Here is a 24,587-nt window from a genome sequence, read left to right as displayed (position 1 = left end):
CTTATGCAATTTTTGATACAAATTGTTCTACTGTATTTAAAATCTCATGGAATTGGCCTTGTAATTTGGTATCCCCATACTTTAGGTCTTCCTCATATTTTATTGCCAGTCTATACCCTTCTTGAAGTCCTAAAATTCCAAGTTTGTGCTTTATTTTATGCACAATTTTCGCAGACTCGTCCAGGTTTTGTGATTCTAAGTTCTCCATGTACTCATCTCTTTCTTTTGGGAATTCTGTCTGAATGATGTTCAAGAACTTTTTTTCAAACTCTTCGTTCCCTCCAGAAATTTCTTTGATATAATCAAGATTTGGGTGTTCCATAGTCTAAGTCTTTATTGATTGTGAAGAAAAATGTTGTTCCACTGCCTTCTTCAGAGGACAACCATATATCTCCTTTATAATAGTTAATGATTTTCTTTACCAAAGCCAACCCTATACCCGTAGCATCAGAGTTATTTTCCAATTTTCGGAACATGTCAAAAATCCCTGCCTGCAGGTGTTCCGGTATTCCTTTACCGTTATCCGTAATGCTGAACATCCATTTTCCCTTTTCTTCCTTCACATCAACAACAATAAGACCCGACTTGTTTTCTTCTACCGCGGCCACCGCATTTGTAATTACATTTTTGAACAGTTGTTCCATTCGGTACTTCCCCGTGTAAAGTCTGGGAAGCATTCTGCTCTTCTTGATGTGCACGGATGCCGGAACATAAATGGTATCCTCAATTTCTTCGACCAGCTCATATAAATCCACCAAGACTGGTTGTTCTTGGAGGGAATCAATGGTTGAATGTTTAAGAATACCGTCAATGAGGCTATCCATTTTGGTTAGGTTCTGAAATATGAGATCCACATTGGCATGACTCTGTGTATTGAACTGCTCTTTGCCTTCTTCAAAAACCCAACTCACCAATGAATGTACATTACGGATAGGTGATTTTAAATCGTGGGATACCATATGGGCATAGTTGTTCAGCGATTCATTTTGCTGCTCCAGATTTTGCAGTAACACATCTTTTTCCGCAGTAATAGTAACCAGCTTTTGTGCTTGTTCCTCTATATCCTCAACTAGCTTTAACGGGTCAAAACTCGTAGCACTGTCGCTACCATTTTGGTGTTGTACATCTGCAACGGCCTTGCTCAATGATTTTAATACTTTTCTTTGGGTTTCCGCTTCTTTGTTCAACCGTTCGTTTGCTTCAAAAAGCTCAAGTGAGCTCAACGAAGTAGCCCGTTGAATCATGGTAATTTTTTCGTCAAAATTGGAATACGAATTGCTAATTGCATTGAAAAGTGCATCCAAGGCAGGATTCTCCTTTAAATCCTCAGGTAGGTGTTTTCGTATTTGTCTTTTTAACAAAGAGTGCATTTATTCGCTCAATAATGTTAACGTCATGGTTTGGTTGTGCAACTGGCATTGGTTGCTTCCGGTAAAGGGTGCCATTTCTCCATATGAATAAAATCCGGCAATCTTAGCGTCCGGTCCGATTACCTCAGCGACTTCTTCAATTTCCTCTTCGGTTCGCTGGTCCATTACCAACTTTCTTCCCACGCAACTGACCAAAAGCGCCAACTCGGGTTCTTTTTTTCGTTGCTTCATGGCCATACATGCTGCTTTTGCTGCACCTTGTGCTATGTCATCTACAGTGGACATCATGAGCTGAACCTTTGAATTTACCGGAACATCTCCCGCCAAAACCATGGAATTTTTTTCTTCATCTATGGTGAGTATTGTCCGTACCAAAGGTTCTGAACCTGGTTTATCCTGCACGGTCAATGGATACAGAAGCGCTGCTTGTGGCAATTGTTCGGCCTTATCACCTAGATATTTTTTGTATAAATCCAGTGCAGGTTTGCCATCAATCTCATAAAGTATATTCCCTTCAGATTTTGTGATTATCCGTTCTGGACCAAAAGGGGTCCACCCTCCATAGTTGGCATAGGAAACTTCTAAATCCGAACCATAAAAGCCGACGGCAATAACTTCTCCTTGTTTTGGATTTTCATTGTATGAAGCCAAAGTTTTTTCAAAACGTGCACCGTCTCCACAAAGTCCTCCAGTAATTGAAGCTTGAAAGTCTTTTGAATTTTCCAATCCCTTGATCAGTCCACTTCCATTGACAAAACTTCCATCTGAAACCACAAACATGTGTTGAAGTTTTTCTTTGTCAAATTGCTCAGTTATTGATTCTCCCATCTCTTGAATGCCGGTATAATCCGAAACATTCTTATTGACCACTTCAAAGGTTGTCTTCTCAAATTCAATGGCCGTTAGGGTTATGCTATTTTCATAAACGTTAGTAGAAAGAATCTCACCAGAGGTGGATCCAAATACTAAATTTCCGTTGGGGTACATTTGCCTCACCTCTTCATATATATTTTCATCTTCCAACATGCTACGGTCGCCAAATATCAGAACCAAAGGAGAATTGACCTCCTCTTTTTGGGTAAAACGCCAACCGGAATCAGCTGTTTTTATGGCCTGTTGTATTTTCATTTTTTGTGATTTTTTGGATTTTTTGCCAAGGTGAAGTAGAATGTGGTTCCCTTTCCAATCTCACTATCGAGCCACACTTTACCATCATACCTATCTATTATTTTTTTAACTATGGAAAGACCAATGCCCGTAGAGCGTTCATGATTTCCTATGGATTGGAAAATCTGGAATATTTTCTCATGATATTCTTCAGGAATACCCACACCATTATCCTTTACACTAAATTCCCAGTGTGTATCCGTCTCTTTACAATCAATCTCGATGATGCCTTTCGGTTTGTCTATGTTTACTGCTGCGTTGCTCAAAAAGTTTTGAAACAACTGGTGAACTTTGGTTCTGTCAGCCTTGATTATGGGTAATTTTTGGGCAATATTGATGGTGACGTTTTCAGGAATATAGATTATCTCAGATATTTCTTTGATGACCTCATTGACATCCACGTCAGTATTGTCAAACACATCATTATTGACCGTAGAATATTTAAGAATCCCAGTAATCAGCTTATCCATACCCTCTATTTTCTCCTGCATCATTTTTAGATTATAGCTGCCAGTTTCATCCAATTTGTCCTTATAATCTTCATAAAGCCAAGTTGCCAGGGCGCTTACGCTACGCAAGGGAGATTTTAGGTCATGGGAGACAATATGTGCATATTCTTGAAGTCCTTTATTACTGGCTTCCAATTCTTCCAAAAGGCTTTCTTTTTGAAGCTCGAGGTTTTTTTGTTCGGTGATGTCCAAGTGAATCCCAATAGACCCAATCACATTACCAAAGTCATCATACTTTGGCGCGCCGCTTATCAACCAAAAACGTTTCTCTCCGGTCTTGGTCAGCACTCCTACTTCGTAAGAGTCCGATATACCTTGCTTCCTTTTTCTATTATGAATCTTCAGTTTTTCACGGTCTTCTTCAACCATGTTCACCACTTCAACCGCATTTTTACCCATGAGTTCCATGGGCGTGTATCCTACCATGTCGCAGAAACTTTGATTCGCCATCAAAATATTATCATCATCATCTACTTCTATGAGTCCTAGGTTCATGTTGGCAATTATGCTACCATACTTTTCCTTTTGGGCTTCGAGATTTTTTCGATAATTTTTTCGTAGGGTAACATCGTGATAACTCCAAAGATGACCTTGATATTCACCATTACTAAACAGAGGAATGAAGTCTCGTTCAAAGGTCCTTCCATCCAAAAGTTCCATCTCATCCGAAGTGACCACTTCCTTCTTGTCCAAAACATAGTCAATACGTCGGATTGCCATTTCAGATTCTGAAAACAGATGCTTGTATTTATGAATTGATTTTTTGCTGTCCACCCCTTTTAATTTTTCAGGGGCTACGGGAATTCCAAAAAGATCACAGAATTTTTGATTGGCCAAAACAATCTTTCGATTCTCATCCTCTAACAAGATTCCTGTTTGTAAATTCTTTATTAGTATGGCCAATCTTTCTTCCGAGGCCTTTAGTTTCTGCTCCGATTTCTTTTCTTGGGTAATATCCTCAATCATGGCTACGCTATAGGTAACCTCTCCATTTTCATCGACAATAGAACTTATTGAGGTTTTACCAAATAGTTTTCCTCCACTTTTCTTAGAGAACTTTCGGATGATAGCAAATTTCTTTAGGTCTTCGCCATTATTGTTCTGGGTAAGATTCTCATACAGATTACTATCCTCCAATGAGGAAATTTGGTCTAAAGTCTTGTTGATTAACTCTTTCTCGGAATATTCCAAAAGCTCAATGAAAGAGCGGTTTGCTTTTACAATTTTGTTTTTGACTATAAGCAAGATGCCTAAGGGTGAATTTTCAACAATAATATCTTGCTGCTTTTTTTGCTGATGAAGCATTTTTTTTATCTCCATTTCTTGAGTAATGTCCCTTATTACTCCTTGGGCAGCTATTGGTTTTCCTTCTTTATCATAAATGAGACTGGCATTGATTGTTACATGTTTCTCTTTGCCATCTTTTACAGAAATTCTTGCGGAGTAGTTCTTTAAAACCCCAACTTGAAGTAGGGTTTGAAAAGATTCTGCGGTATATTCCAAGTAGTCTTTGTGCACCAAACCTGAAAGATAGGCCTCCTTCTCTGTATGATCAAAACCTAGAAACTCCTTGGCAGAAGTATTCATATTAATGACCTTGGTGTCCAATCCCATAACCACATAAGGGTCAATGATGTTTATAAAATCACTGTTTATGGAATTGCCCTGTTGCTTATTTAATAATGTTTCCAAGCGCCCATTGGCTTCCCTTAAATGAAGGGAGGCATCATAGAGTTCCTTTGCTTTTTGTTCCAAAAGGTTTTCTGCTGCCTTACGAGCTTTTCTCTCTCTTTCAACAGCCCTTTTAAGCATGGAAGCTTCGTTTCTATCCATTTTGGACAATTGCAAATTTGACCTCTGTTCCGTTTTCATTAAGTAATTTGTATTCTACTTTTACCATTTTTTCAAAGTGTTCAAAAGTCTTCACAATGAGTCCATGTGCAAGGGCATAAAGTCCTCGTGAAGAACTGTAAATCATTTCTAGCGTGCTATCTGTTTTGGAAAGGATTTTGAACTGAGGCAACTCCGCATCTGGATACAGTTTTTTAACATGAATATGGATGTGGTCCTCAATACAGCAAAGAAGGGCCAGTGGGGTTTTGTAACTGGAAACCACTTCAGGGTGGGCTTGAGCCAAACCTGTAAAGAGATAATGCCCAAAAGAATACAATAAATCGTTTATTGAAATATCGGTCTCTTTGCTCAATTCTGTCAGCAAGGCCACCATCTCATTAAAATCATAAGTGCCCACCGAGGTATAGGCCCCACTTGAGGGAAGGTCACTGTTTTCTATAATGGTATCCACTACATGTAAACCAAAAGTGGATTCCACCATTTCCAAAAACTCGGTAAATACAATTCCTTTCATAATAAAGAATATTATGATTTAAAAGTAGGAATTGGACTACTTAGTCTAAAAAGAATGTTGTGAAATGCGGTTTTTTGTTAGGCTTTGATCAATTCACTGATTTCCCAGTACTCAAAAACACGTTTTAGTTTTGCTTCGTAGTCTTCATATTTCAGTGGCTTGATTATGTAGCCTGCTATACCAATCTCGAAGCATTTTAATAAATCGACCCGATTTTCGGACGTGCTTAATATTATAGTGGGCAAGTATTTCAACTTTTCATCCGCTTTTAAAATAGAAAGGAATTCAATTCCGCTCATACGTGGCATGTTCAAATCCAACAAAATAATATCTGGGATATTACCTTGCTTTAAAATATCCAGGGCTTCTTCGCCATTTTTAGCTTCAATTATCTTATGCTTGGATTGAAACTTAGAGATAGCCCTTTGCATTTTCATGGTCTCGATCATGTCGTCTTCTATGAACAGAACATTCATGGTACTTTTCTTTAGGTTACAAATGTTTGAAATAAAGTTAAGAAAAAGACTACAAAAAGGTTAACCCAAATAAAACTATCGACGAATGGTAGAAACCCTTCGATGAGTTATTAGGTCAGGTTCTGCATTTGTTCCCGAATTGTTTTGGGAAGTTTGGAAACCACAAGGTCATAAGAATGGTCTATAAGTTCAATAATTAAATTTGGAGGAAGACTATCCAGCAATAAAGTATTCCAATGTTTTTTGCTCATGTGATACCCTGGAATAATAAACCCATCATATTCCTCTCGTAATTCCAAGGCCCTATCTGGGTCGCATTTTAAGTTGCATTGGGGCGGAAGCCTTTCCAAAGCAACCAAGGCAAACATCTTGCCCATCACTTTAAAGACCAAAGTAGATTCATCAAAAGGAAACTCTTCTGTAACTCCCTTTTTATTTAAACAATAGCTTCTAAACAATTCTACATTCATTACTTGAGACCATATGAATCATAGACCACAACTTTGTCCCATAAATCCTTGCATTCTTCAATGAATAGCAAGTGCGCATCTTCCTTCTGATATCCTTCTTGAGATTCTGCAGAATCAAACGTTACAATAAGTGAATACGTAAACGAATCATCCACTACTTCCCTAGTGGATTTTGGAGGCACACCTATAAAATTGGTTTTTGCAAATTTAGAATCTCTTAAAAATTTCTTCAAGGAAGCTTCAAATTTAGTCCTCCCATCGGCGTCATCTGGGTTTTTAAACCAAAAATATACGGTATGGGCAAATGCGGGGTCAAAGGTTTTCAAATCCTCTTTGTTTTGAGAAAAAGTCTCATTGCAAAGAAAGCCCAGAAAAAGGAGTATAATGATTCTTGTCTTCATGGTGTCTCTTGTTCTTTTAATAGTTGTATATCATCAGTTGTAATTTCCAATGCCGAATAATCCAATGTCCAACCTATAGTCTCCACAATTTTCTCCACCACAAGCACGGCTTGCAAGACTTCTTTCTTAGCAGTGTCCATTAAACCGCTATCCGGTATCTTTTGTTTAATATGCTCTTTCGCCTCCACATTCAGCTTGGTAAGGTCATCTGGTGAAAAGCTATTAAAGAGTCCATTTTTAATATCGTAGAATTGAAGGTCTGGTTCTATCGACAATACTTCGGGTTCTGGAAAATCGTTCAATATAATTTTCTTCTTCTCATTGTTGGCGGATAGTTTCAACTTTTTGAGGTCGTAGCCTATATGAGCTTTTGCCTTTACAACAACAAGCGCTTTTTTCTTACTGCTGAGCAAACTCATAAACCCTTCCTTGGTATTTTCGTAATGATAGATTTCAGCAAAATCACCTTCTACAGAAACCAATTTGCAAACACTTTTAATCTTATCCAACAAAACTGTGGATTGCTTTTCAGTAAGCTCCTTGTTCTGTTTTTTTCGGAACAAAGAAAACAACCAGTACACCAAGACACCCCCAAGAATTAATCCTAAAATTGAATCAAAAAGACTATCCATGCTTTTTTCCTATTTCCCCAAGATGGGTAAACTTAAATCCTTTTTCATACTTAAGGCCATAACCGAACATCCTGTCCATTGCGATATGTGAAAATAAAATAATTCCCACGAGTTCCGTTTCTGGAACGTATAAATAGCTCACTCCAATAAAATATAGAAGTATGGCCAATCCTCTATGATGAAAAATGTTATAGGTAAACGCGCCTACTTTAATTCCAAAAATATAACCAAGCATTCCAATATCTGGTGCCAATAACAAAGCAAAGAACCACCACCAAGGCAAATCCATTTGCATGAAAAGAAAGAACCCGAGAAGGAACATCATAAACTCTTCTAGTTTCAATACAATTTTCATGTCTACAAAATTTTATATAGAACAGGCCTACTCGGAGCTGCATCATTCTCAAAAGGTGCTACTTGTAAATTAAGCGCATACATTCCATCTTTAACAGTATTTGGTACATAAATCAACTCGGTTATTGTAGCATCTGAACGTTCCTTCGTTCCGATGTTCCAAAATGCCTTGTGTGATGCAAGCTGTCCTCCATCCCTCTCTTTATCCACCGAAGGAAGGTCCACCAGAAGGTGTTTTACTCCATGATTTACCAAAAAACGGATAGCCTTTTCAGAGAAATACGGTGGATTTGTATCGGAATAATCCTTGGCTTTTTTGGATGTCATATTTGGAATAGTTCTAATGGCCAAGGCTTCAGTTTTACCATGGCTCAAGGCATATTCCAATTGCTTTTCGGAAATCACAAAATCGTCTCCCCTTTTTTCAGGAGCCACAGTTATCAACTTGGCGAAAAAAAAGTATTTGTTCAATTGCTGGTTCACGGAATACACCTCTTTGGTAATATGACCCGAACACTCGGTATGGGTCACATGCGAATGCGGATTAAAATATACCATATTGAAGTTGACATTCCCACCTTCAGCAACTTTTCCAATGAATCCCTCAGTTTTGACCGGTTCAATCACTGGTGGTTCCAAATACCATGCATTTACATTGTCCTTACCGCCAACAAGCGGAATGGAAATGTCAATAGGATTTGCTAAATCGATTTGATACTGGGTAGAGCCTTGTGTAATTGTGGCAATCATGTTACCAAATTAACCATAAATAGGTCCGAAGCAATTCCATCGGCCAAAAACTTCCCTTTTTTGGTAACCAACATCCTTTCTCCATCTAGATATAAAAAGTGCTCATTAATATATTTATCAGACTGCATCTGAAGGTATTCCAAGTGTTGTTTTCCAAAATCACGTTCAACTTTTTCAAGAGAAACACCCCATATAGTTCTCAGACCCGTCATTACATATTCATTGTATTGGTCCGTTACCGAAAGTTCTTCTCTTTCAATGGGCAATTTGTTTTCTTCGATGGCTTTAATGTACTTGATATTGTTTCTAATGTTCCAGCTTCGTGTGGTCCCATTAAAGGAATGAGCCGAGGGCCCAATTCCCAAATACGATTTTCCCTGCCAATAGGAAGAATTGTTTTTGGAGAAATAATCCAGCTTGCCAAAGTTGGATATTTCATAATTGACATAACCTTCGCCCTCCAATGTTTCTAAAAGAATATGAAATTGTTCTTCTGCCTGTTCATCGTCCACATTAGGAACCAACCCCTTTTCTATGAATTTCTTTAAAGCTGTTTTGGGCTCAACAGTCAAAGCATAAGATGATATATGTGGTAATTCCAAATCCAAAGCTTTTTGAATGTTTTCCTTCCAACGCTTATCGTCCATTCCTGGAATTCCATAAATCAAGTCAATGGACATATTGTTGAAATATTTCTTTGCCTCCACAAGGCATTCGATAGCTTGTGTGGCATTGTGAGCTCTGTTCATCAGCTTTAAATCTTCCTCAAAAAAAGATTGGATTCCTATACTTAAGCGATTAATCGGACTTTCTGCCAAATCCTTCAAAACTGATTTTGATAAATCATCTGGATTGGCCTCCAAAGTGATTTCAGGATTATCTATCACTTCGAAATGCTTATAAACAGAATGTATTAAGTCATTAAGTTTGTCGGCGGACAAGAGTGAAGGTGTTCCTCCGCCAAAATAAATTGTCTCGATTGTTTCTTCACCCAATTCCTCCTTTCGTAATTCCAACTCACGAGCAAGAGCATTCAGCATATTTTCCTTTACTTTCAATTGTGTGGAAAAATGAAAATCACAATAGTGGCATGCTTGCTTACAAAAGGGAATATGGATATAGATACCGCTCACTCAATGGTCAATTAGCAATATGCAATGTACAATTAAGAATTAATACTAGTTATTTTCCTATTCGAGTGGTCTTTAGAATAGAAAACATAATTTTTGAAAGTTCATCTGCATTTTCAATTAGCCGATTAGCTTCTTCAAAATCTAGATAATTGCTATCTTTTAAAAGAGAGAGCCAATATTTTGTTTCCAAACTTTCTTTATAAGAAATTGAAATCTTCGCCGAAAAATCTGCTTTAGAAATAGCCCCATTAGCTTCTGAAATATTTGCGCCTATAGAAGTACCTGAACGTAACAATTGTTTAGATAAAATATATTCTCTTTTTTCTTTATTAAGCTTTTTGTAGAGTTGAATAATTTTTAGTGCAAAGTCATAAGATTTGCACAAAAGAGGATTGTCTTTATTCATTTTAAGTAGGTTAGATTTGATTTAGGACTAATCGTTATACATTTATTGCTTACTGTTTATTGATCTTATTTTCGTTTTGCTTCACAAAAGCGGCCCATCCCGTATAGTGTTTTCCAACCTCAACCCTTCCCTCATTGTAAAAATGACAAACTGCAGCGGCCAATCCATCAGTACTGTCCAAATTTTTAGGCAAGGTTTTTAGCTTCAAAAGTCCCTGGAGCATTTTGGCTACCTGCTCCTTACTGGCGTTTCCATTTCCAGTGATAGCCATTTTTATTTTTTTGGGCATGTATTCGGTAATGGGAATCTGTCTAGAGAGACCAGCAGCCATAGCTACGCCTTGGGCCCTTCCTAACTTTAGCATGGATTGTACATTTTTCCCATAAAAAGGGGCTTCAATGGCAATCTCATCAGGATGGAACGTATCTATTAACTCTATGGTTCTCTCAAAAATTAGCTTCAGCTTTATGTATGGGTCATCGTACTTCCTCAGCATCAACTCGTTCATCTGCACAAAATGCATTTGTTTGTTGATGACCTTGATAATGCCAAACCCCATGACCGTAGTACCAGGGTCAATCCCCAAAATGATTTTTTCCTTGCTCAATGGTTCATTGGGTGTTAAGTACAATTGGCAACCTAAAACGTACGCTGACCGGGATGCCTCTTTTTATAGCTGGAGCTACTGTTGTCAAATCATTTAATCTTTGGGTAACTTCCGAGTTAAAATTTTCGATTTCATTCAGAACACTAGCTTTTTCCTCTACATTTTGAATGGTGATGAATCCATGTTCATCAATCAGAAAGTCAATTAATACCGTATCGTTTAAATCATTTTCAACTTCAAACTCTAAATCTTCCAAAGCTTTGCCCAATTGGGTTATCATCGTATCCTCAAAACAGGCGCGTTGTTCGGGTTTGGAAAGGTCCTCTCTACAGGCATCGAAAAGGGGATATTGATCTACATCGTCCCAATCTATTTGCAAAAGCTCTTCTTGAACCAACTTTTGGGTGGCTTCCTCTTTGGAAACAAACAGTTCGCAGGCAGCAAACAACCCCAAAAATGATATCCATATCAACTTCCGCATGTGCCTTTCAAATTTCATCGAAATTACAATTTTAAATATTTATTCTACAATTTAGTATTGATAGTTAATGTAACATTTTGACCCTAACTTTGTCTTATCCAATAAACCCTAAAGATGGATATTGTTTTACTGGTTCTTGGTTTTGTTTTGATGCTGATTGGAATTCTCGGCAGCTTTTTGCCTGTTCTTCCAGGCCCGCCGTTGAGTTGGGTAGGGCTTTTGCTTTTGTATCTTACCAAGGCAGTTCCTGACGATTGGTGGTTACTAAGCATCACTCTAGTAATAGCATTAACGGTAACCGTTTTGGACTATGTCATTCCAGCGGCAGGCACCAAAAAATTTGGAGGCAGCAAAGCTGGAATGTGGGGCAGTATTATTGGATTACTTATAGCTATATTTTTTCCAATCCTAGGGCCTTTTGGGATTATCATTTGGCCTTTTGTTGGGGCCCTTGTAGGCGAACTTTCCAACAAATCTGATAACAAAACAGCTTTAAAAGCGGCGTTTGGTTCTTTTATTGGGTTTTTGACCGGCACTTTTCTAAAGTTCCTGATTGCGGTAATTTATTTTGGACTCTTTATCTGGAAAGCGGTTGAATATTCCGGAGAGATTTTTACCTTCTCCTAGTCGAACCACTCCACTTTTTCTTCAATTGGCTTCCTAGGTGATGAATCAATTGTTTCATCATAGTGGCCCATATAGAAAAATCCGAGACATCTTTCACCTTCGTTCAAATTAAAAAACTCCCCCATGTACTTAATCAAGCTAGGGGAACTCCAATAGGATCCAATCCCCAATTCCGTGCAGCATAACCACATATTTTGTACTGCCATGGCCGTAGCTGCCAATTCTTCCCATTCTGGCAGGCTCTCGTCCGGGTCTCGCTGCATACAAATAGCAATTACCGCTGCGGAGCGAGCTGGATTCTCTTGAAGCTTTTTTATTTTTATTTGCTTGGGTTTAGAATCGACCTCTTGATATTTTTCGGAAAGAAAAACACCCAAAGCTTTCTTTTTCTCACCTTGCAGTACCTTAAACCTCCAAGGTTCGGTCTTTCTGTGGGTAGGTGCCCAATTGGCAGCTTCTAAAATCTTGGCTATGGTTTCTTTTTCAATTGGTGTATCGTTATACTGAACTGGAAATATGCTTCTTCGCTTCTGGATGAGTTCAAAAATGTCCATGGATAATCTTTTACACAAAGGTACTAACAAAAAAAGCCTCCCATAAGGAAAGCCTTTCAATGATCTGCATCAATAGATGCATCACAACACAACGGTTCAAAGATATAAAGGTTTTTTGAAAAACGACGCTTCACCGTAAATCCGTTTTATATTTAATGGATTATATCCATAATTATGGAATAATTCCTATATTGCTTCCCTTCAACTAAACAATGAAAAAGACCATTCTACATTTGGATTTGGATACATTTTATGTGTCCGTGGAACGTATTATCAATACGGAGCTTAAAAATAAGCCCCTATTGGTGGGCGGCACTAGCGACCGCGGCGTAGTGGCTGCCTGTAGTTACGAAACACGGGGGTTTGGCATACACTCTGGAATGCCCATGAAAATGGCCAAAGAACTTTGTCCAGAGGCCGTAGTCATACGTGGTAACGCAGGTACTTATAGTAAGTATTCCGATGTGGTGACTGAAATCATCAAAGAGCATGTTCCGCTTTTTGAAAAATCGAGTATTGATGAGTTTTATGCTGATTTATCCGGAATGGACCGCTTTTTTGGGTGCTATCGATATGCTTCGGAAATGCGAAAAAGAATCATTCATGAAACCGGACTGCCCATCTCATTTGGACTATCTGTCAATAAAGTGGTGTCCAAAGTCGCGACCAATGAGGCCAAACCCAATAACCAGCTCAAGATAGATTTTGGCCGCGAAAAACCTTTTCTAGCCCCACTATCCATTAAAAAAATTCCCATGGTGGGGGATAAAACCTATCAAACACTCAGAAACTTGGGCATACGCAAGGTGCAAACCATACAAGAAATGCCCATGGATATCATGCAAAGGGTTTTAGGGGCCAACGGAGCTGTAATATGGAAACGTGCCAATGGCATAGACCATACTCCGGTCATTCCCTTCCACGACCGTAAGTCCATATCCACCGAACGTACTTTTGATAGGGATACCATTGATGTAAACAAACTCAAAGGCATATTGATTGCAATGACAGAGAACTTGGCCTACCAGCTTCGTCGAGGTGATAAGCTCACCGCTTGCATTGCAGTGAAGATTAGGTATTCGGATTTCAATACCTATTCCAAGCAATTACGAATTCCCTATACCAGTGCAGACCATGTACTTATCTCCAAGATTCTGGAATTGTTTCAAAGTCTGTACAATAAAAGAATGTTGGTGCGCTTGGTCGGTATTCGGTTTAGCCACCTTGTATCGGGAAATTATCAAATCAACCTATTCGAGGATACCGAAGAAACCCTGAATCTTTACCAAGCCATGGATTATGTGCGAAAGCGTTTTGGCGACCGAAGTGTTTTTAGGGCATCGACTATGGGAGCAAAAACCATTGGCAGAATGCACAATCCTTTTAATGGGTTGCCCCCGGTGGTTTTGGCACACCGTAAACAATGAGCAATGGGCAATGGGCAATGGGCAATGGGCAATGGGCAATGAATAAAACTAATTGAAAACTGATAATTGGCAATTAATCATTGTATCTAAACTGTCACACATATTACAGCATGCGTTTCGGAACTTTCTCCGAAATTGAATTGTTACAATTGGCCCAACAAAACCATGTGACCCAATTGGTGCTTACGGATATCAATAACACCTCCGCTTGTCTGAATTTTGTTCGAAAGGCTCCCGAATTTAACGTTTGCCCCATACTTGGTATCGATTTTAGGAATGGTGTACAACCCTGTTTTGTGGGAATCGCCAAAAATAACAAAGGCTATTTGGAACTCAATGATTTTTTATCCCATCACCTCCACCATGAATTAAAGATTCCTACAAAAGCCCCCATTTTCAAAGAAGCCTTTGTGATATATCCTTTTGAACAAGTCCTTTTGAATGAATTTCAAGATTTTGAGGACAATGAATTCATCGGTATTTCCCTAAACAATCTTCGAAAACTTCCTTTCTCTGGATTGATGGAGTTCAAGGATAAGCTGGTGGTACAACAACCAGTTACCTTTAGAAACAAACAAGATTTCAATGCCCATCGCTTGTTGCGAGCCATTGACAACAACGTACTGTTGAGCAAACTTGCAAAAGAAGAGGAAGCAGAGGAAGATGAAAAAATGTATCCCATTCAAAATTTGGCAACTGCTTTTTCCGAATACCCCTTCATTTTGGAAAATACAGAACGCCTATTGAATCAATGCAGCATCCATTTTGACTTTTCAAAAGGACGAAAGCCCCAGAACTTGAAAAGCTACACAGGCAGTATTGAAGAAGATGAAAAATTGATAGAAAAACTATGCTACGAAGGACTTCCCTATCGCTACGAAAAAATGAGTCCTCCCATAAAGAGCCGCTTAAAAAAAGAGCTGGAACTCATCAAAAAAATGGGATTCGTTTCCTATTTCCTAATCAACTGGGACATTGTTTCAGAAGCGCACCGCAGGGGTTTTTATTATATCGGTAGAGGGAGCGGCGCCAACAGTATTGTGGCCTACTTGCTGCGAATTACCGACGTAGACCCCATGGAGTTGGACCTCTATTTTGAGCGCTTCATTAATCTATATCGTGCCAATCCCCCCGATTTTGATATTGATTTTTCTTGGAAAGACCGTCCTACCATGACCCAATATATTTTTGACCGATTTAATCATGTAGCACTTTTGGGCACCTATGTCACTTTTAAAGAGCGAGGTGTTATCCGTGAATTGGGAAAGGTATTTGGACTTCCTCCACAAGAAATTGATGTTTTGATTGAGGGACGCTACAACCCTTCAAAACTGGATGAGGTCTCCAAACTTGTTCTTAAATATGGTAGACTCCTCAAAGGAAAACCCAATTATTTAAGCATTCATGCAGGTGGTATTCTCATCAGTGAAAAACCATTGCATTGGTTTTCTGCCACACATCTTCCCCCAAAAGGATTCCCTACCACACAGTACGACATGGTGATTGCTGAAGATGTGGGGCTATACAAATTTGACATTTTGGGACAAAGAGGATTGGGTAAAATCAAAGAAGCTTTAGAGATAGTCGCCTACAATCAACCTGAAAAATTTGAACAGATTGATATCCATAACATCAAGGGCTTTAAAAGGGACATATTAATTAACAATCTCATCAAAACGGCACAGTGCATGGGATGTTTTTATGTGGAATCCCCTGCAATGCGGATGTTACTCAAAAAATTGGAAGTCGACAATTACCTCGGATTGGTTGCGGCGAGTTCCATCATTCGTCCGGGGGTCGCCAAAAGTGGCATGATGCGGGAATACATTTTAAGACATCGAAACGAAGGTCGTGCCGAAGAAAAAGCACATCCTGTGATGTTGGATATTATGCCCGACACCTATGGCGTAATGGTGTATCAAGAAGATGTCATCAAAGTAGCCCACCATTTTGCTGATTTAGATTTAGGGGAAGCCGATGTGCTACGTCGGGGGATGAGCGGAAAATTTCGTTCCCGTGAAGAATTCCAGAAGGTAAAGGACAAATTCATTTCCAACTGCAGAAAAAAAGAGTATCCCGACACCTTGATTTTTGAGATTTGGAACCAAGTGGCCAGTTTTGCAGGCTATGCTTTTGCTAAGGGCCATTCGGCCTCCTATGCTGTGGAAAGCTATCAGAGCTTGTTTCTCAGAGCCTACTTCCCCTTGGAATATATGGTGGCCGTGCTCAACAACGGTGGTGGTTTTTATCGCTCCGAATTCTATATCCATGATGCCCGAATGTTGGGAGCTACAATACATCCCCCTTGTATCAATAATAGTATGGCTATAAATCGGATTGAAGGGAAGCATATTTATTTGGGCATGATGTATCTGCGTGATTTGGAAAAACGGGTCATGGAACGCATCATCCTTGAACGATTCCATAATGGGAACTTCGGTTCACTGGAAGATTTTTTGGACCGGGTTTTTATTTCTGTGGAACAACTTTCCATTCTGATTCGCATTGATGCTTTTCGATTTACAGGTGTCAACAAACATGAACTGCTGTGGAAAACCCATTTGATGCTATCCAAAAATGACCGTCTGGAGCATCCTAAATTATTTCCACCTAAGCATCGAAAATTTCAGATTCCCCAACTGAATACAACGAGTTTGGAAACCGCTTTTGAGCAATTGGAGCTTTTGGGGTTTTGTTTGTGCAGTCCTTTCGATTTGTTGGCACAGCCTCCTAAAAACTCCAACGGGCAACGTGATTTGCAACACTATCTGAACAAACACATCGACATTTACGGCTATTTGGTGACTGTAAAAAATACAAGCACGCACACTGGAAAGCGGATGCACTTTGCTACTCTGGTAGATCAGCATGGGGAAGTATTTGATACTGTACTCTTCCCTCCTGTGGCAGCCAAATATTATTTCAGGGGGAAGGGAATCTATCGTTTTTATGGTAAAGTCGTGGAAGAGTTTGGATTTCTGAGCATTGAAGTAATAAAAATGAAGAAAGAGGATTATATACCAGACCCCCGCTATGCCGATATGAAGACCAGCAAAAAGCTGTTTAACACAAAATCAAACAGCGAGCTTAAGGAATGATATCGATAATGCGTATTTTCACTATATCATATTTCATTAGAAAATTCGAACATGTCATCCAAGTTCCGTCGCAATGTTTCATTAACAGGCCCTCTATCATTTTCTGAAAAAGGAGAATTCAAAGAACCCTTAGGGTATGCGGGAGGTTCCCCCTCAGTGCAACATGCCTTGCAACACACCTTCAAAGAAATGGGAGTTTCAAAAGGGTTAAGGGGACTCTTGAAAATGAATCAAAAAAACGGGTTTGATTGCCCTAGTTGTGCATGGCCCGACCCAGAAAAACCAAAAGCTGGTGTAGAATACTGTGAAAACGGCGCCAAGGCATTGGCGGATGAAGTGACCCACCAAAACGTTGGAGCCGACTTCTTTCAAAAATACTCGGTTGAAAAACTTTCCTTGTTATCAGATTTTGAATTAAATAAGCACGGAAGACTTACTGAACCCTTGGTCCTCCGCCCGAACAACCTACATTACGAACCTATTTCATGGGAAGAAGCCTATCAATTGATGGCCAATGAATTTCATAACATGAAATCTCCTGACGAAGCTATATTTTATACCTCCGGGCGTTCGAGCAATGAAGCTGCCTTTCTATATGGTATGTTTGCCCGTGCATTGGGCACCAATAATATGCCCGATTGTTCCAATATGTGCCATGAAAGCAGTGGCGTGGCGCTAAGTGAAACCCTGGGCATAGGAAAAGGGTCAGTAAAATTGGAAGACTTTTATCATGCTGAAGTAGTCATTGTTGCTGGGCAAAATCCGGGTACAAACCACCCGAGAATGTTATCTGCTCTAGAAACCTGCAAGAAAAATGGAGGAAAAATCATCAGCATAAATCCGTTGAAGGAAGCTGGATTGGTCAATTTCAAAAATCCACAAAAAATAAAAGGCTGGTTGGGCAACGGAGTAGCTTTGGCTGATATCCATTTGCAGGTAAATATCAACCAAGACATTGCTTTGATTAAGCTATTGCTAAAGAAATTACTTCATCTAGATTTAGAAAATCAAGGGCAAATTTTTGACCATGCATTTGTAGAAAAGTACACGGAGGGCTTTGAGAATCTTATTGCCGACCTCAACAACTATGATGAAAACCTACTTTTGGAACAATGTGGAGTGGATGAACAATTAATCAATTCTACAGTAGAGCTATTGTCCAAAAAATCGAAAATCATTGTGTGCTGGGCCATGGGTCTGACCCAACATAAGAACGGAGTGGAAAACATTCGGGAGTTTGTGAACCTACTTCTTCTAAAAGGAGCCATTGGAAAACCCAATGCAGGAACTTGCCCTGTTCGTGGGCACAGTAATGTTCAAGGTGATAGAAGTGTAGGTATTCATCATTATGTAAATCCTACTTTGAATGAGCGGATTGAAAAACACTTCGGTTTTAAAGCACCAACTAAGGTTGGTTACAATACGGTTGAGACCATACAGGCCATGCATGAGGAAAAGGCAAGGGTTTTCGTTTGCTTAGGCGGTAACTTCTTGATGGCCGCTTCAGATACCCAATACACCGCTGAAGCCATCCAAAACTGTGAATTAACCGTTCAGATTAGCACCAAATTAAATCGTTCTCATTTGGTCACTGGAAAAACTGCATTGATTCTACCCACTTTGGGACGCTCGGAAAAAGACGAACAAAAAGGCAAAGAGCAGTTCATCACCACCGAAAACAGTATGGGAAAAGTGCGTTGGTCTAAAGGACTTTTTGAACCTACTAAAGGAAATATCCAAAGTGAGCCAAAGATTATTGCAGAGATAGCTGATACTTATTTCAAGGGTTCGCATTCAGTTCCTTGGAAGGAATTGGGGAATGATTATGCATTGATTCGAGAGTACATTGACAAAATCGCCAAGGGATTTGATGATACTGAGAACAAATCCAAAGGTTCTGGATATTATCTGCCCAATAATGTTAGGGAATTGGATTTTAGTCATCTACCCAATGGAAGGGCTCAACTTACCATCAACCAGCTGCCTAAGCATGATATAGAATCCAATGAACTGATGTTGATGACCATTCGTTCCCATGACCAATTCAACACGACCATTTATGGAATGGATGATCGGTATCGTGGAGTTTACAATGAACGTAGAGTATTGTTCATGAACGAATCCGACATGAAATCCAAAGGACTGCAAAAGCACGATGTGGTTCATCTTAAAAGTACTTATGATGGGAAGGAACGAAAAGCAACCTATTTTAAAGTAATTCCTTATGATATTCCCAAAGGGAATTTAGCCGCTTATTACCCTGAAACCAATCTGCTAGTTCCACACAATCACTTTGCAAATAGGAGTCAGACACCTATAAGCAAATCGATAAAAGTTACTATTGAAAAGGCGCTAGTTTGAGGTCATCCAGCCAATTCTTGCAGTGCATCCACAAGATAATCAATATCTTTTTTGGTTATGTAAATGGCAAAGGAGAGACGTAGCGCATTTAAATTATGGCTTGACATGGGACGGCAATCAATACCATGTTTGCTCCAAAGTTCTTCCTTCACGGTTTTTACATCTTTCCCATTGACCTCAACGACTTGGATTGCTGCTGAAAGTTCGTCTAAAGCTGGACTTTTTATAGAGAATCTCTCATCTTTCTCGATTTTTGAACGAAAGTATTTTTTTAACTCATATGTACGCTCATGAATTCGCGTTGCACCGATGGTGTTATGAAAGTCTATCGATGCTCCCAGTCCTAAAACCTCTGCAAGATTTCGAGTATTGTAGTTCTCCAATCTGCGTATGCTTTTGTCTTTATGCCCTCGGGCCACCATCAAAGGTTTTAGATATTCTTGACTTTCTTTTTTGGCGTAAAAAATCCCAACTCCTTTTGGTGAGAACAACCATTTATGAGAGCTCGCCGTGTAGAAATCACAATCCAATTCCTTTAAATCAATAGTAAACATCCCCGCAGATTGTGCCCCATCCACACCCACCAAAATACCTTTTTCACGAGCTATTTTTGAAACTTCTTTGACTGGCAAAATCATTCCATTGGTGTTTACAATATGACACATGGAAATTATTTTGGTCCTTGGTGTGATGGAATTTTGATAGACTTTTACTACATCTGATACGGATCGAGGTAGGATGGGAAGTTCTGGTCGTATCAGTTTAATGCCTTTCGTTTCTTGCCATACCTCCCACGGAATAGTACCACTAGCATGTTCATGATTGGCCAATATCACCTCGTCACCTGGCTTAAGGTCAAAACTACGGGCAATTAAGTTCATACCCTCCGTAGTGTTGTGAATCAAGGCGATTTCTTCGGAAGAAACAGAAAACAAATCAGCTACTTTTTTTCGAACTTCCTCTTTTTCGTCTTCCCAACCACCCCACATGTATCTAGAGGGAAAACCATCCAAAAGACTTCTAAAATGATGGGTTGCCTGTTGTATATGGGTTGACGATGCGCCTAGTGATGCATTATTAAAATAATGGAGCCCCTCTGCCAAATTGAACTGTGATTTTACCAACTGCCAGAACTCCTCAGAATCTTTTGAGCCTTCATGAAGACCAATAGTTTCCCAATGGGTTTGCAGTGTGTTTCCAAAGGCAGGTAACGTAAAAGAGCCCAAAGCCCCTTGTCCCATTCGTTTTAGGAATTTTCTCCTAGAATTGGCGTCCATGTATTGAATTTATTAGGGAAGATATGCATAGAAAACAAAAGTGACAATTCTATAGCACTATGGTTTCCAAAAACAATCAACTACTTAAACGCAGGGTGACCCGTAATATCGGCTCCGGTTATCAAAAGGTGGATGTCATGGGTACCTTCATAGGTAATCACACTCTCGAGGTTCATCATGTGGCGCATAATGCTATACTCTCCAGTAATTCCCATTCCGCCCAATACTTGGCGAGCTTCTCGAGCAATTTTTATGGCCATATCTACATTGTTTCGTTTGGCCATAGAAATTTGTGCCGTAGTTGCCCTGCCCTCATTCTTCAATTGTCCCAAACGAAATGCCAATAATTGCGCTTTAGTGATTTCAGTAATCATTTCAGCCAATTTTTTCTGCTGCAATTGTGTCGCTGCAATAGGCTTCCCAAATTGGATTCGCTCTTTTGCATAGCGCAATGCGGTGTCATAACAATCCATAGCAGCCCCAATAGCTCCCCAAGCAATTCCATAGCGGGCAGAATCCAAACAACCTAATGGAGCTCCAAGCCCTGTTTTATTCGGAAGTAGATTTTCTTTCGGAACCTTTACATTGTCAAAAATCAGTTCTCCGGTTGCCGAAGCACGTAAGGACCATTTATTATGGGTTTCCGGTGTGGAAAAACCTTCCATACCACGTTCCACAATCAGTCCATGGATACGACCTTCTTCGTTTTTGGCCCAAACTACGGCAACATCAGCAAAGGGGGAATTTGAAATCCAGAGTTTGGCGCCGTTCAGCAGGTAATGGTCACCCATATCCTTGTATTTGGTTTCCATGCCTCCAGGATTGGAACCATGATTGGGTTCAGTTAATCCAAAACAGCCCATCCACTCTCCAGAAGCCAACTTGGGCAAATATTTTTTGCGTTGTTCTTCGGTTCCGTAGGCAAAAATAGGATACATGACCAAAGAAGATTGTACAGATGCCGTAGAGCGCACTCCACTATCGCCTCTTTCAATTTCTTGCATAATCAACCCATAGCTGATTTGGTCCAGTCCTGCCCCGCCATACGCTGACGGAATATAAGGTCCAAAAGCTCCGATTTCTGCAAGCCCACCAATAATCTGTTTGGGAAATTCCGCTTTTTGGGCGTACTCTTCAATAATGGGCGAAACATCTCGCTTCACCCACTGCCTAGCAGCATCGCGAACCAGTTTGTGTTCTTCGGAAAGTAAATCGTCTAGATTATAGTAATCGGGGGCTTCAAATAAATCCGGCTTCATGCAAAAAATCTGTTTTGACCAAAGGTAGGAAGGAAATACTATACTACAAGATGTGTCAATTACATTTTTAGATAGAAGTCTTTGGTCAACTCAACATAGTCCTGAGTGTATTGATGTCGAGATTTCTCAATCACCAATTCAGTTTCTTTTGGAGTCACCTGGGCAAATCCAAGTTGTATCATACTACGCTTAATCTCACTTGATGTATTTCCACGAACTCTTGTTATGCGATGTGGAAAAAGACCAAAACTGAAAGCCAAATCAATAAATGAAGCTTCAGCCTTAAAAGGTACTATTACCGAAAATGAGCCATTATTTTCCAGTAATTGGCTAACGGCTTCCAATAATTCTTCAAAAGGTAAGGATTGATTTTGACGAGCAGCATCTCTCGAAACATCCCCACTGGAAACCTGTTCTTCATAAAAAGGCGGATTGGAAATGATTAAATCATACTTTTCGTCCATCTCGTCCACAAACTCGTCCAAGCCAGCGTGATAACAAAACAATCTATCTGACCAAGGAGATTGCTCAAAATTCTCTACACACTGCTCATAGGCGTTCTCATCCAATTCAATGGCGTCAACCAACTCAGCTGCTGAGCGCTGCGCCATTTGCAGGGCAACTACTCCCGTACCTGCACCAATATCCAATATACTATTGGGAGGATCTTCTAAAGAAGTCCATGCGCCCAATAGCACACCATCCGTTCCTACCTTCATGGCGCATTTATCTTGGTTAACGGTAAATTGTTTGAATTTGAATGGTTCCATAGGACAAAGATACTACCGAAACTTAAAGGAGTTTATCAATAAAAGAATCGGTCAATTCAATTCCTCGTTTCATCAATTCATATGACCTATTGATAAGATAATACAATCTTAAACTTATGGCGCTCCATACTTTCGCCACTCATAGCTTGTAAGTCATTTACAAAACCAAATTTTAAACATTTATTATGAAGAAAATCTTTTTTATGGCAATTGCCGTCATGGGAATTGTGCAGTTCACTCATGCCCAAGAGCAAAACAAATTTAGAGTAGGCCTTGATTTGGGATACGCCATTCCTGACGGAGGTGGAGGAGTACTTATTGCTCTTGAACCCAAATATAATATTGCAGACAATATGAGTATCGGTATTCGGTTTGAAGGTGCAGCCATGGCTAAAAACTTATCTGCTGATGGTATCTCTGCTGAAGCCGAAATTGGAACCAACTCATCCTATTCTGCCACTTTTGATTATTACTTTAACAATGGAAACTCTTCTTTTGCACCTTTTTTGGGCGCAGGCGCTGGGTATCATTCCTTGGCCAATTCTGAAATAAGTGATCAAGAGGCTAGTATAGAGTTTGAAGTTGACGGTAAATTTGGAGGACTTGTGAGAGCTGGTTTTGAAGTTGGCAAGTTTAGGGTTGCAGCAACTTATAACTTGATAGGTAAAACTGAGTTCGGCGAAGGCTTAAAATCGAAAAACTCCTACTTTGGAATCTCTTTAGGATTTTACGTAGGTGGAGGAAAATGGAAGAAATAATTCCACAATTCAAAATATAATAAGCGAACAGGGGAAACCAAATTGGTTTCCCTTTTTTTATTCCTAAAGATATAAATCCACCAAACCCTCAGGAGTTTTGACATGAATGACCTTTGATTCCCTGTCCACTTTTGTGATGATGTCATCATTTATGGGAATTAAAAGCTCTTTTCCATCTTTCTCCACTTCAAAAAGCTCTTGGGAAGCACTATCATTTACCGCTTTAATGACACCAATATCTCCATGCTCCTCATCCATTAAACGAAAACCAATTACCTCATGAAAGTAGAATTTATTCCCAGAAAGAGGTGGGAGCACTTGTAAAGGGAGAAATAGCTCTGAACCCAATATTTTATCCGCAGCTGACTCATCTTTTACTTCCTCAAAATCAATCCGAAGCAAGGTGGATTTGTGCAGTCGGCATCGGTCAATAAAAAATGGAACCAGATTGTTTCCCAATGAAACAAAGACTGATTCCATGTTTTCGTAGATTTCAGGTTCATCAGTATCTAATTTGACCAATACCTCACCCTTAAAACTATATTTTGATACAATTTTGCCCAGGTAGAAACAATCCTCCTTGCGCATCAGTATCTTTTTTATTCTTCTTCGGCAGACGCTTCAGTAGCTGGAGCTTCCTCAGCAGGAGCAGTTTCCTCAACGACAGCCTCAGCTTTGGCAGCTTCAGCTTCCTCTGCAACCTCTTCAACAACCTCTTCCTCTACTTCTGGTAATGCCGCTGCAGCCCTTTTATCACTAAATTCTTTTTCTGCTTCCAAAGCTTTGGCTTTGGCATCAAATTTAGCCTTGTCCAAACCATCTACTTTGGCTTGAATACCTTTTTCCTTCTCTTCCAACCAAGCGTTGAACTTTTCTTCAACTTGCTCCTCGGTCAATGCACCTTTACGCACACCACCTAACAAGTGGTTTTTCAACATTACTCCTTTATAGGAAAGAATGGCACGCGCTGTATCTGTTGGTTGTGCACCGTTTTGCAACCATTTTACCGAGCTATCAACATCCAAATTGATGGTTGCAGGATTGGTATTGGGATTATACGTTCCCAACTTTTCCAAAAATTTACCGTCTCTTTTTGATCTTGAATCGGCGGCAACTACCCAATAGAATGGTTTACCTTTTTTACCGTGTCTTTGAAGTCTAATCTTTACTGGCATATCACATTAATTTGTAGGGTGCCCGACCCCGATTATTAATTCTTTCAAAATCGCTTTTCTTTAAAGCGGGTGCAAATATAGTTTTTTTAATAGAATCTACCTATATCTATAACTTAAAGAAATACAATCTGTTGAAAAAACTTCCCATGCCAAGAAA

Annotated in this window: 26 protein-coding genes; 5 read left to right on the top strand and 21 right to left on the bottom strand. The window is 39.6% G+C overall.

Annotated elements, in window-relative coordinates:
- Position 1 precedes the first annotated feature (1 nt).
- The 15 genes from ACOKFD_RS15980 to ACOKFD_RS15910 form a co-directional block, all read right to left on the bottom strand.
- Complete coding sequence (locus ACOKFD_RS15980) at positions 2–322, bottom strand: Hpt domain-containing protein (protein WP_422858834.1); 321 nt, start codon at positions 320–322, stop codon at positions 2–4.
- Positions 303–1,370 (bottom strand): sensor histidine kinase, encoded by a 1,068-nt coding sequence (locus tag ACOKFD_RS15975; RefSeq protein ID WP_422858833.1) that lies wholly within the window; start codon positions 1,368–1,370, stop codon positions 303–305. The genes ACOKFD_RS15980 and ACOKFD_RS15975 overlap by 20 nt, the downstream gene beginning before the upstream one ends.
- The gene (locus tag ACOKFD_RS15970) at positions 1,371–2,498 is read right to left on the bottom strand and encodes an FIST signal transduction protein (protein WP_422858832.1); all 1,128 of its coding nucleotides are present in this window, start codon (positions 2,496–2,498) and stop codon (positions 1,371–1,373) included.
- The gene (locus ACOKFD_RS15965; protein WP_422858831.1) at positions 2,495–4,879 is read right to left on the bottom strand and encodes a PAS domain S-box protein; all 2,385 of its coding nucleotides are present in this window, start codon (positions 4,877–4,879) and stop codon (positions 2,495–2,497) included. The genes ACOKFD_RS15970 and ACOKFD_RS15965 overlap by 4 nt, the downstream gene beginning before the upstream one ends.
- Positions 4,872–5,414, bottom strand: coding sequence for a heme NO-binding domain-containing protein (locus ACOKFD_RS15960; RefSeq protein ID WP_422858830.1), 543 nt, complete (start codon positions 5,412–5,414; stop codon positions 4,872–4,874). The genes ACOKFD_RS15965 and ACOKFD_RS15960 overlap by 8 nt, the downstream gene beginning before the upstream one ends.
- A 77-nt stretch (positions 5,415–5,491) precedes the next feature.
- Complete coding sequence (locus ACOKFD_RS15955) at positions 5,492–5,890, bottom strand: response regulator (RefSeq protein WP_298994731.1); 399 nt, start codon at positions 5,888–5,890, stop codon at positions 5,492–5,494.
- Positions 5,891–6,000: 110 nt separating this feature from the next.
- On the bottom strand, positions 6,001–6,360 hold the full coding sequence (locus tag ACOKFD_RS15950; RefSeq protein WP_422858829.1) for an MmcQ/YjbR family DNA-binding protein: 360 nt from the start codon (positions 6,358–6,360) through the stop codon (positions 6,001–6,003).
- Positions 6,360–6,761, bottom strand: a complete 402-nt coding sequence (locus ACOKFD_RS15945; protein ID WP_422858828.1) for a Dabb family protein — start codon at positions 6,759–6,761, stop codon at positions 6,360–6,362. The genes ACOKFD_RS15950 and ACOKFD_RS15945 overlap by 1 nt, the downstream gene beginning before the upstream one ends.
- Complete coding sequence (locus ACOKFD_RS15940) at positions 6,758–7,393, bottom strand: DUF4230 domain-containing protein (protein ID WP_422858827.1); 636 nt, start codon at positions 7,391–7,393, stop codon at positions 6,758–6,760. The genes ACOKFD_RS15945 and ACOKFD_RS15940 overlap by 4 nt, the downstream gene beginning before the upstream one ends.
- Positions 7,386–7,748 carry a DUF4260 domain-containing protein gene (locus ACOKFD_RS15935; RefSeq protein WP_422858826.1) on the bottom strand — a complete coding sequence of 121 codons (363 nt, stop codon included), beginning with the start codon at positions 7,746–7,748 and terminating at the stop codon, positions 7,386–7,388. Before ACOKFD_RS15935 ends, ACOKFD_RS15940 begins: the two co-directional genes overlap by 8 nt.
- A gap of 2 nt (positions 7,749–7,750) precedes the next feature.
- A complete protein-coding gene (locus ACOKFD_RS15930; RefSeq protein WP_422858825.1) occupies positions 7,751–8,497 on the bottom strand; it encodes a cyclase family protein in 747 nt (248 codons plus the stop codon).
- A complete protein-coding gene (gene hemW / locus ACOKFD_RS15925) occupies positions 8,494–9,630 on the bottom strand; it encodes a radical SAM family heme chaperone HemW (RefSeq protein ID WP_422858824.1) in 1,137 nt (378 codons plus the stop codon). Before hemW ends, ACOKFD_RS15930 begins: the two co-directional genes overlap by 4 nt.
- Positions 9,631–9,679: 49 nt before the next feature.
- Positions 9,680–10,036 carry a four helix bundle protein gene (locus ACOKFD_RS15920; protein ID WP_422858823.1) on the bottom strand — a complete coding sequence of 119 codons (357 nt, stop codon included), beginning with the start codon at positions 10,034–10,036 and terminating at the stop codon, positions 9,680–9,682.
- A 49-nt stretch (positions 10,037–10,085) separates the two neighbouring features.
- Positions 10,086–10,643, bottom strand: coding sequence for a crossover junction endodeoxyribonuclease RuvC (gene ruvC / locus ACOKFD_RS15915; RefSeq protein ID WP_422858822.1), 558 nt, complete (start codon positions 10,641–10,643; stop codon positions 10,086–10,088).
- Between the two features lie 4 nt (positions 10,644–10,647).
- Positions 10,648–11,142 (bottom strand): hypothetical protein, encoded by a 495-nt coding sequence (locus tag ACOKFD_RS15910; protein WP_422858821.1) that lies wholly within the window; start codon positions 11,140–11,142, stop codon positions 10,648–10,650.
- A gap of 96 nt (positions 11,143–11,238) precedes the next feature.
- On the opposite strand from ACOKFD_RS15910, the gene ACOKFD_RS15905 reads away from it, so the two are divergent.
- Positions 11,239–11,751 (top strand): DUF456 domain-containing protein, encoded by a 513-nt coding sequence (locus ACOKFD_RS15905; RefSeq protein WP_422858820.1) that lies wholly within the window; start codon positions 11,239–11,241, stop codon positions 11,749–11,751.
- On the opposite strand, the gene ACOKFD_RS15900 is transcribed toward ACOKFD_RS15905, so the two are convergent.
- Positions 11,748–12,305: a nitroreductase family protein gene (locus ACOKFD_RS15900; protein ID WP_422858819.1), complete on the bottom strand. Its 558-nt coding sequence runs from the start codon at positions 12,303–12,305 to the stop codon at positions 11,748–11,750. The genes ACOKFD_RS15905 and ACOKFD_RS15900 overlap by 4 nt on opposite strands.
- 212 nt (positions 12,306–12,517) lie before the next feature.
- Between ACOKFD_RS15900 and dinB the strand changes: the two genes are divergently transcribed.
- The 3 genes from dinB (at position 12,518) to ACOKFD_RS15885 (ending at position 19,191) form a co-directional block, all read left to right on the top strand.
- Positions 12,518–13,732, top strand: a complete 1,215-nt coding sequence (gene dinB / locus ACOKFD_RS15895) for a DNA polymerase IV (RefSeq protein WP_422858818.1) — start codon at positions 12,518–12,520, stop codon at positions 13,730–13,732.
- Between the two features lie 80 nt (positions 13,733–13,812).
- Positions 13,813–16,830 (top strand): DNA polymerase III subunit alpha, encoded by a 3,018-nt coding sequence (locus ACOKFD_RS15890; RefSeq protein WP_422858817.1) that lies wholly within the window; start codon positions 13,813–13,815, stop codon positions 16,828–16,830.
- A gap of 51 nt (positions 16,831–16,881) precedes the next feature.
- Positions 16,882–19,191: an FdhF/YdeP family oxidoreductase gene (locus ACOKFD_RS15885; protein WP_422858816.1), complete on the top strand. Its 2,310-nt coding sequence runs from the start codon at positions 16,882–16,884 to the stop codon at positions 19,189–19,191.
- Positions 19,192–19,193: 2 nt separating this feature from the next.
- Here ACOKFD_RS15885 and ACOKFD_RS15880 read toward each other — a convergent pair whose 3' ends face one another.
- The 3 genes from ACOKFD_RS15880 to ACOKFD_RS15870 all read right to left on the bottom strand — a co-directional run bounded on the left by ACOKFD_RS15880 (position 19,194) and on the right by ACOKFD_RS15870 (position 22,446).
- A complete protein-coding gene (locus tag ACOKFD_RS15880) occupies positions 19,194–20,468 on the bottom strand; it encodes an aminotransferase class V-fold PLP-dependent enzyme (protein WP_422858815.1) in 1,275 nt (424 codons plus the stop codon).
- Positions 20,469–20,548: 80 nt separating this feature from the next.
- Complete coding sequence (locus ACOKFD_RS15875) at positions 20,549–21,727, bottom strand: acyl-CoA dehydrogenase family protein (protein ID WP_422858814.1); 1,179 nt, start codon at positions 21,725–21,727, stop codon at positions 20,549–20,551.
- A 59-nt stretch (positions 21,728–21,786) separates the two neighbouring features.
- Entirely contained in the window at positions 21,787–22,446 is a 660-nt protein-coding gene (locus ACOKFD_RS15870) for a tRNA1(Val) (adenine(37)-N6)-methyltransferase (RefSeq protein WP_422858813.1), read from the bottom strand.
- Between the two features lie 236 nt (positions 22,447–22,682).
- On the opposite strand from ACOKFD_RS15870, the gene ACOKFD_RS15865 reads away from it, so the two are divergent.
- Positions 22,683–23,255, top strand: a complete 573-nt coding sequence (locus ACOKFD_RS15865; RefSeq protein WP_422858812.1) for a hypothetical protein — start codon at positions 22,683–22,685, stop codon at positions 23,253–23,255.
- 63 nt (positions 23,256–23,318) lie between these two features.
- Here the strand turns inward: ACOKFD_RS15865 and rimM are convergent, their stop codons facing one another.
- Positions 23,319–23,843 (bottom strand): ribosome maturation factor RimM, encoded by a 525-nt coding sequence (gene rimM, locus ACOKFD_RS15860; protein WP_422858811.1) that lies wholly within the window; start codon positions 23,841–23,843, stop codon positions 23,319–23,321.
- A gap of 11 nt (positions 23,844–23,854) precedes the next feature.
- Positions 23,855–24,430: a 30S ribosomal protein S16 gene (locus ACOKFD_RS15855; RefSeq protein ID WP_422858810.1), complete on the bottom strand. Its 576-nt coding sequence runs from the start codon at positions 24,428–24,430 to the stop codon at positions 23,855–23,857.
- Positions 24,431–24,587: the final 157 nt, after the last annotated feature.

Source organism: Flagellimonas ulvae (assembly GCF_049333175.1).
Lineage (GTDB): Bacteria > Bacteroidota > Bacteroidia > Flavobacteriales > Flavobacteriaceae > Flagellimonas.
Note: the sequence above shows the minus strand (reverse complement) of the source record. Positions and strands in the feature narration are given on the sequence as shown.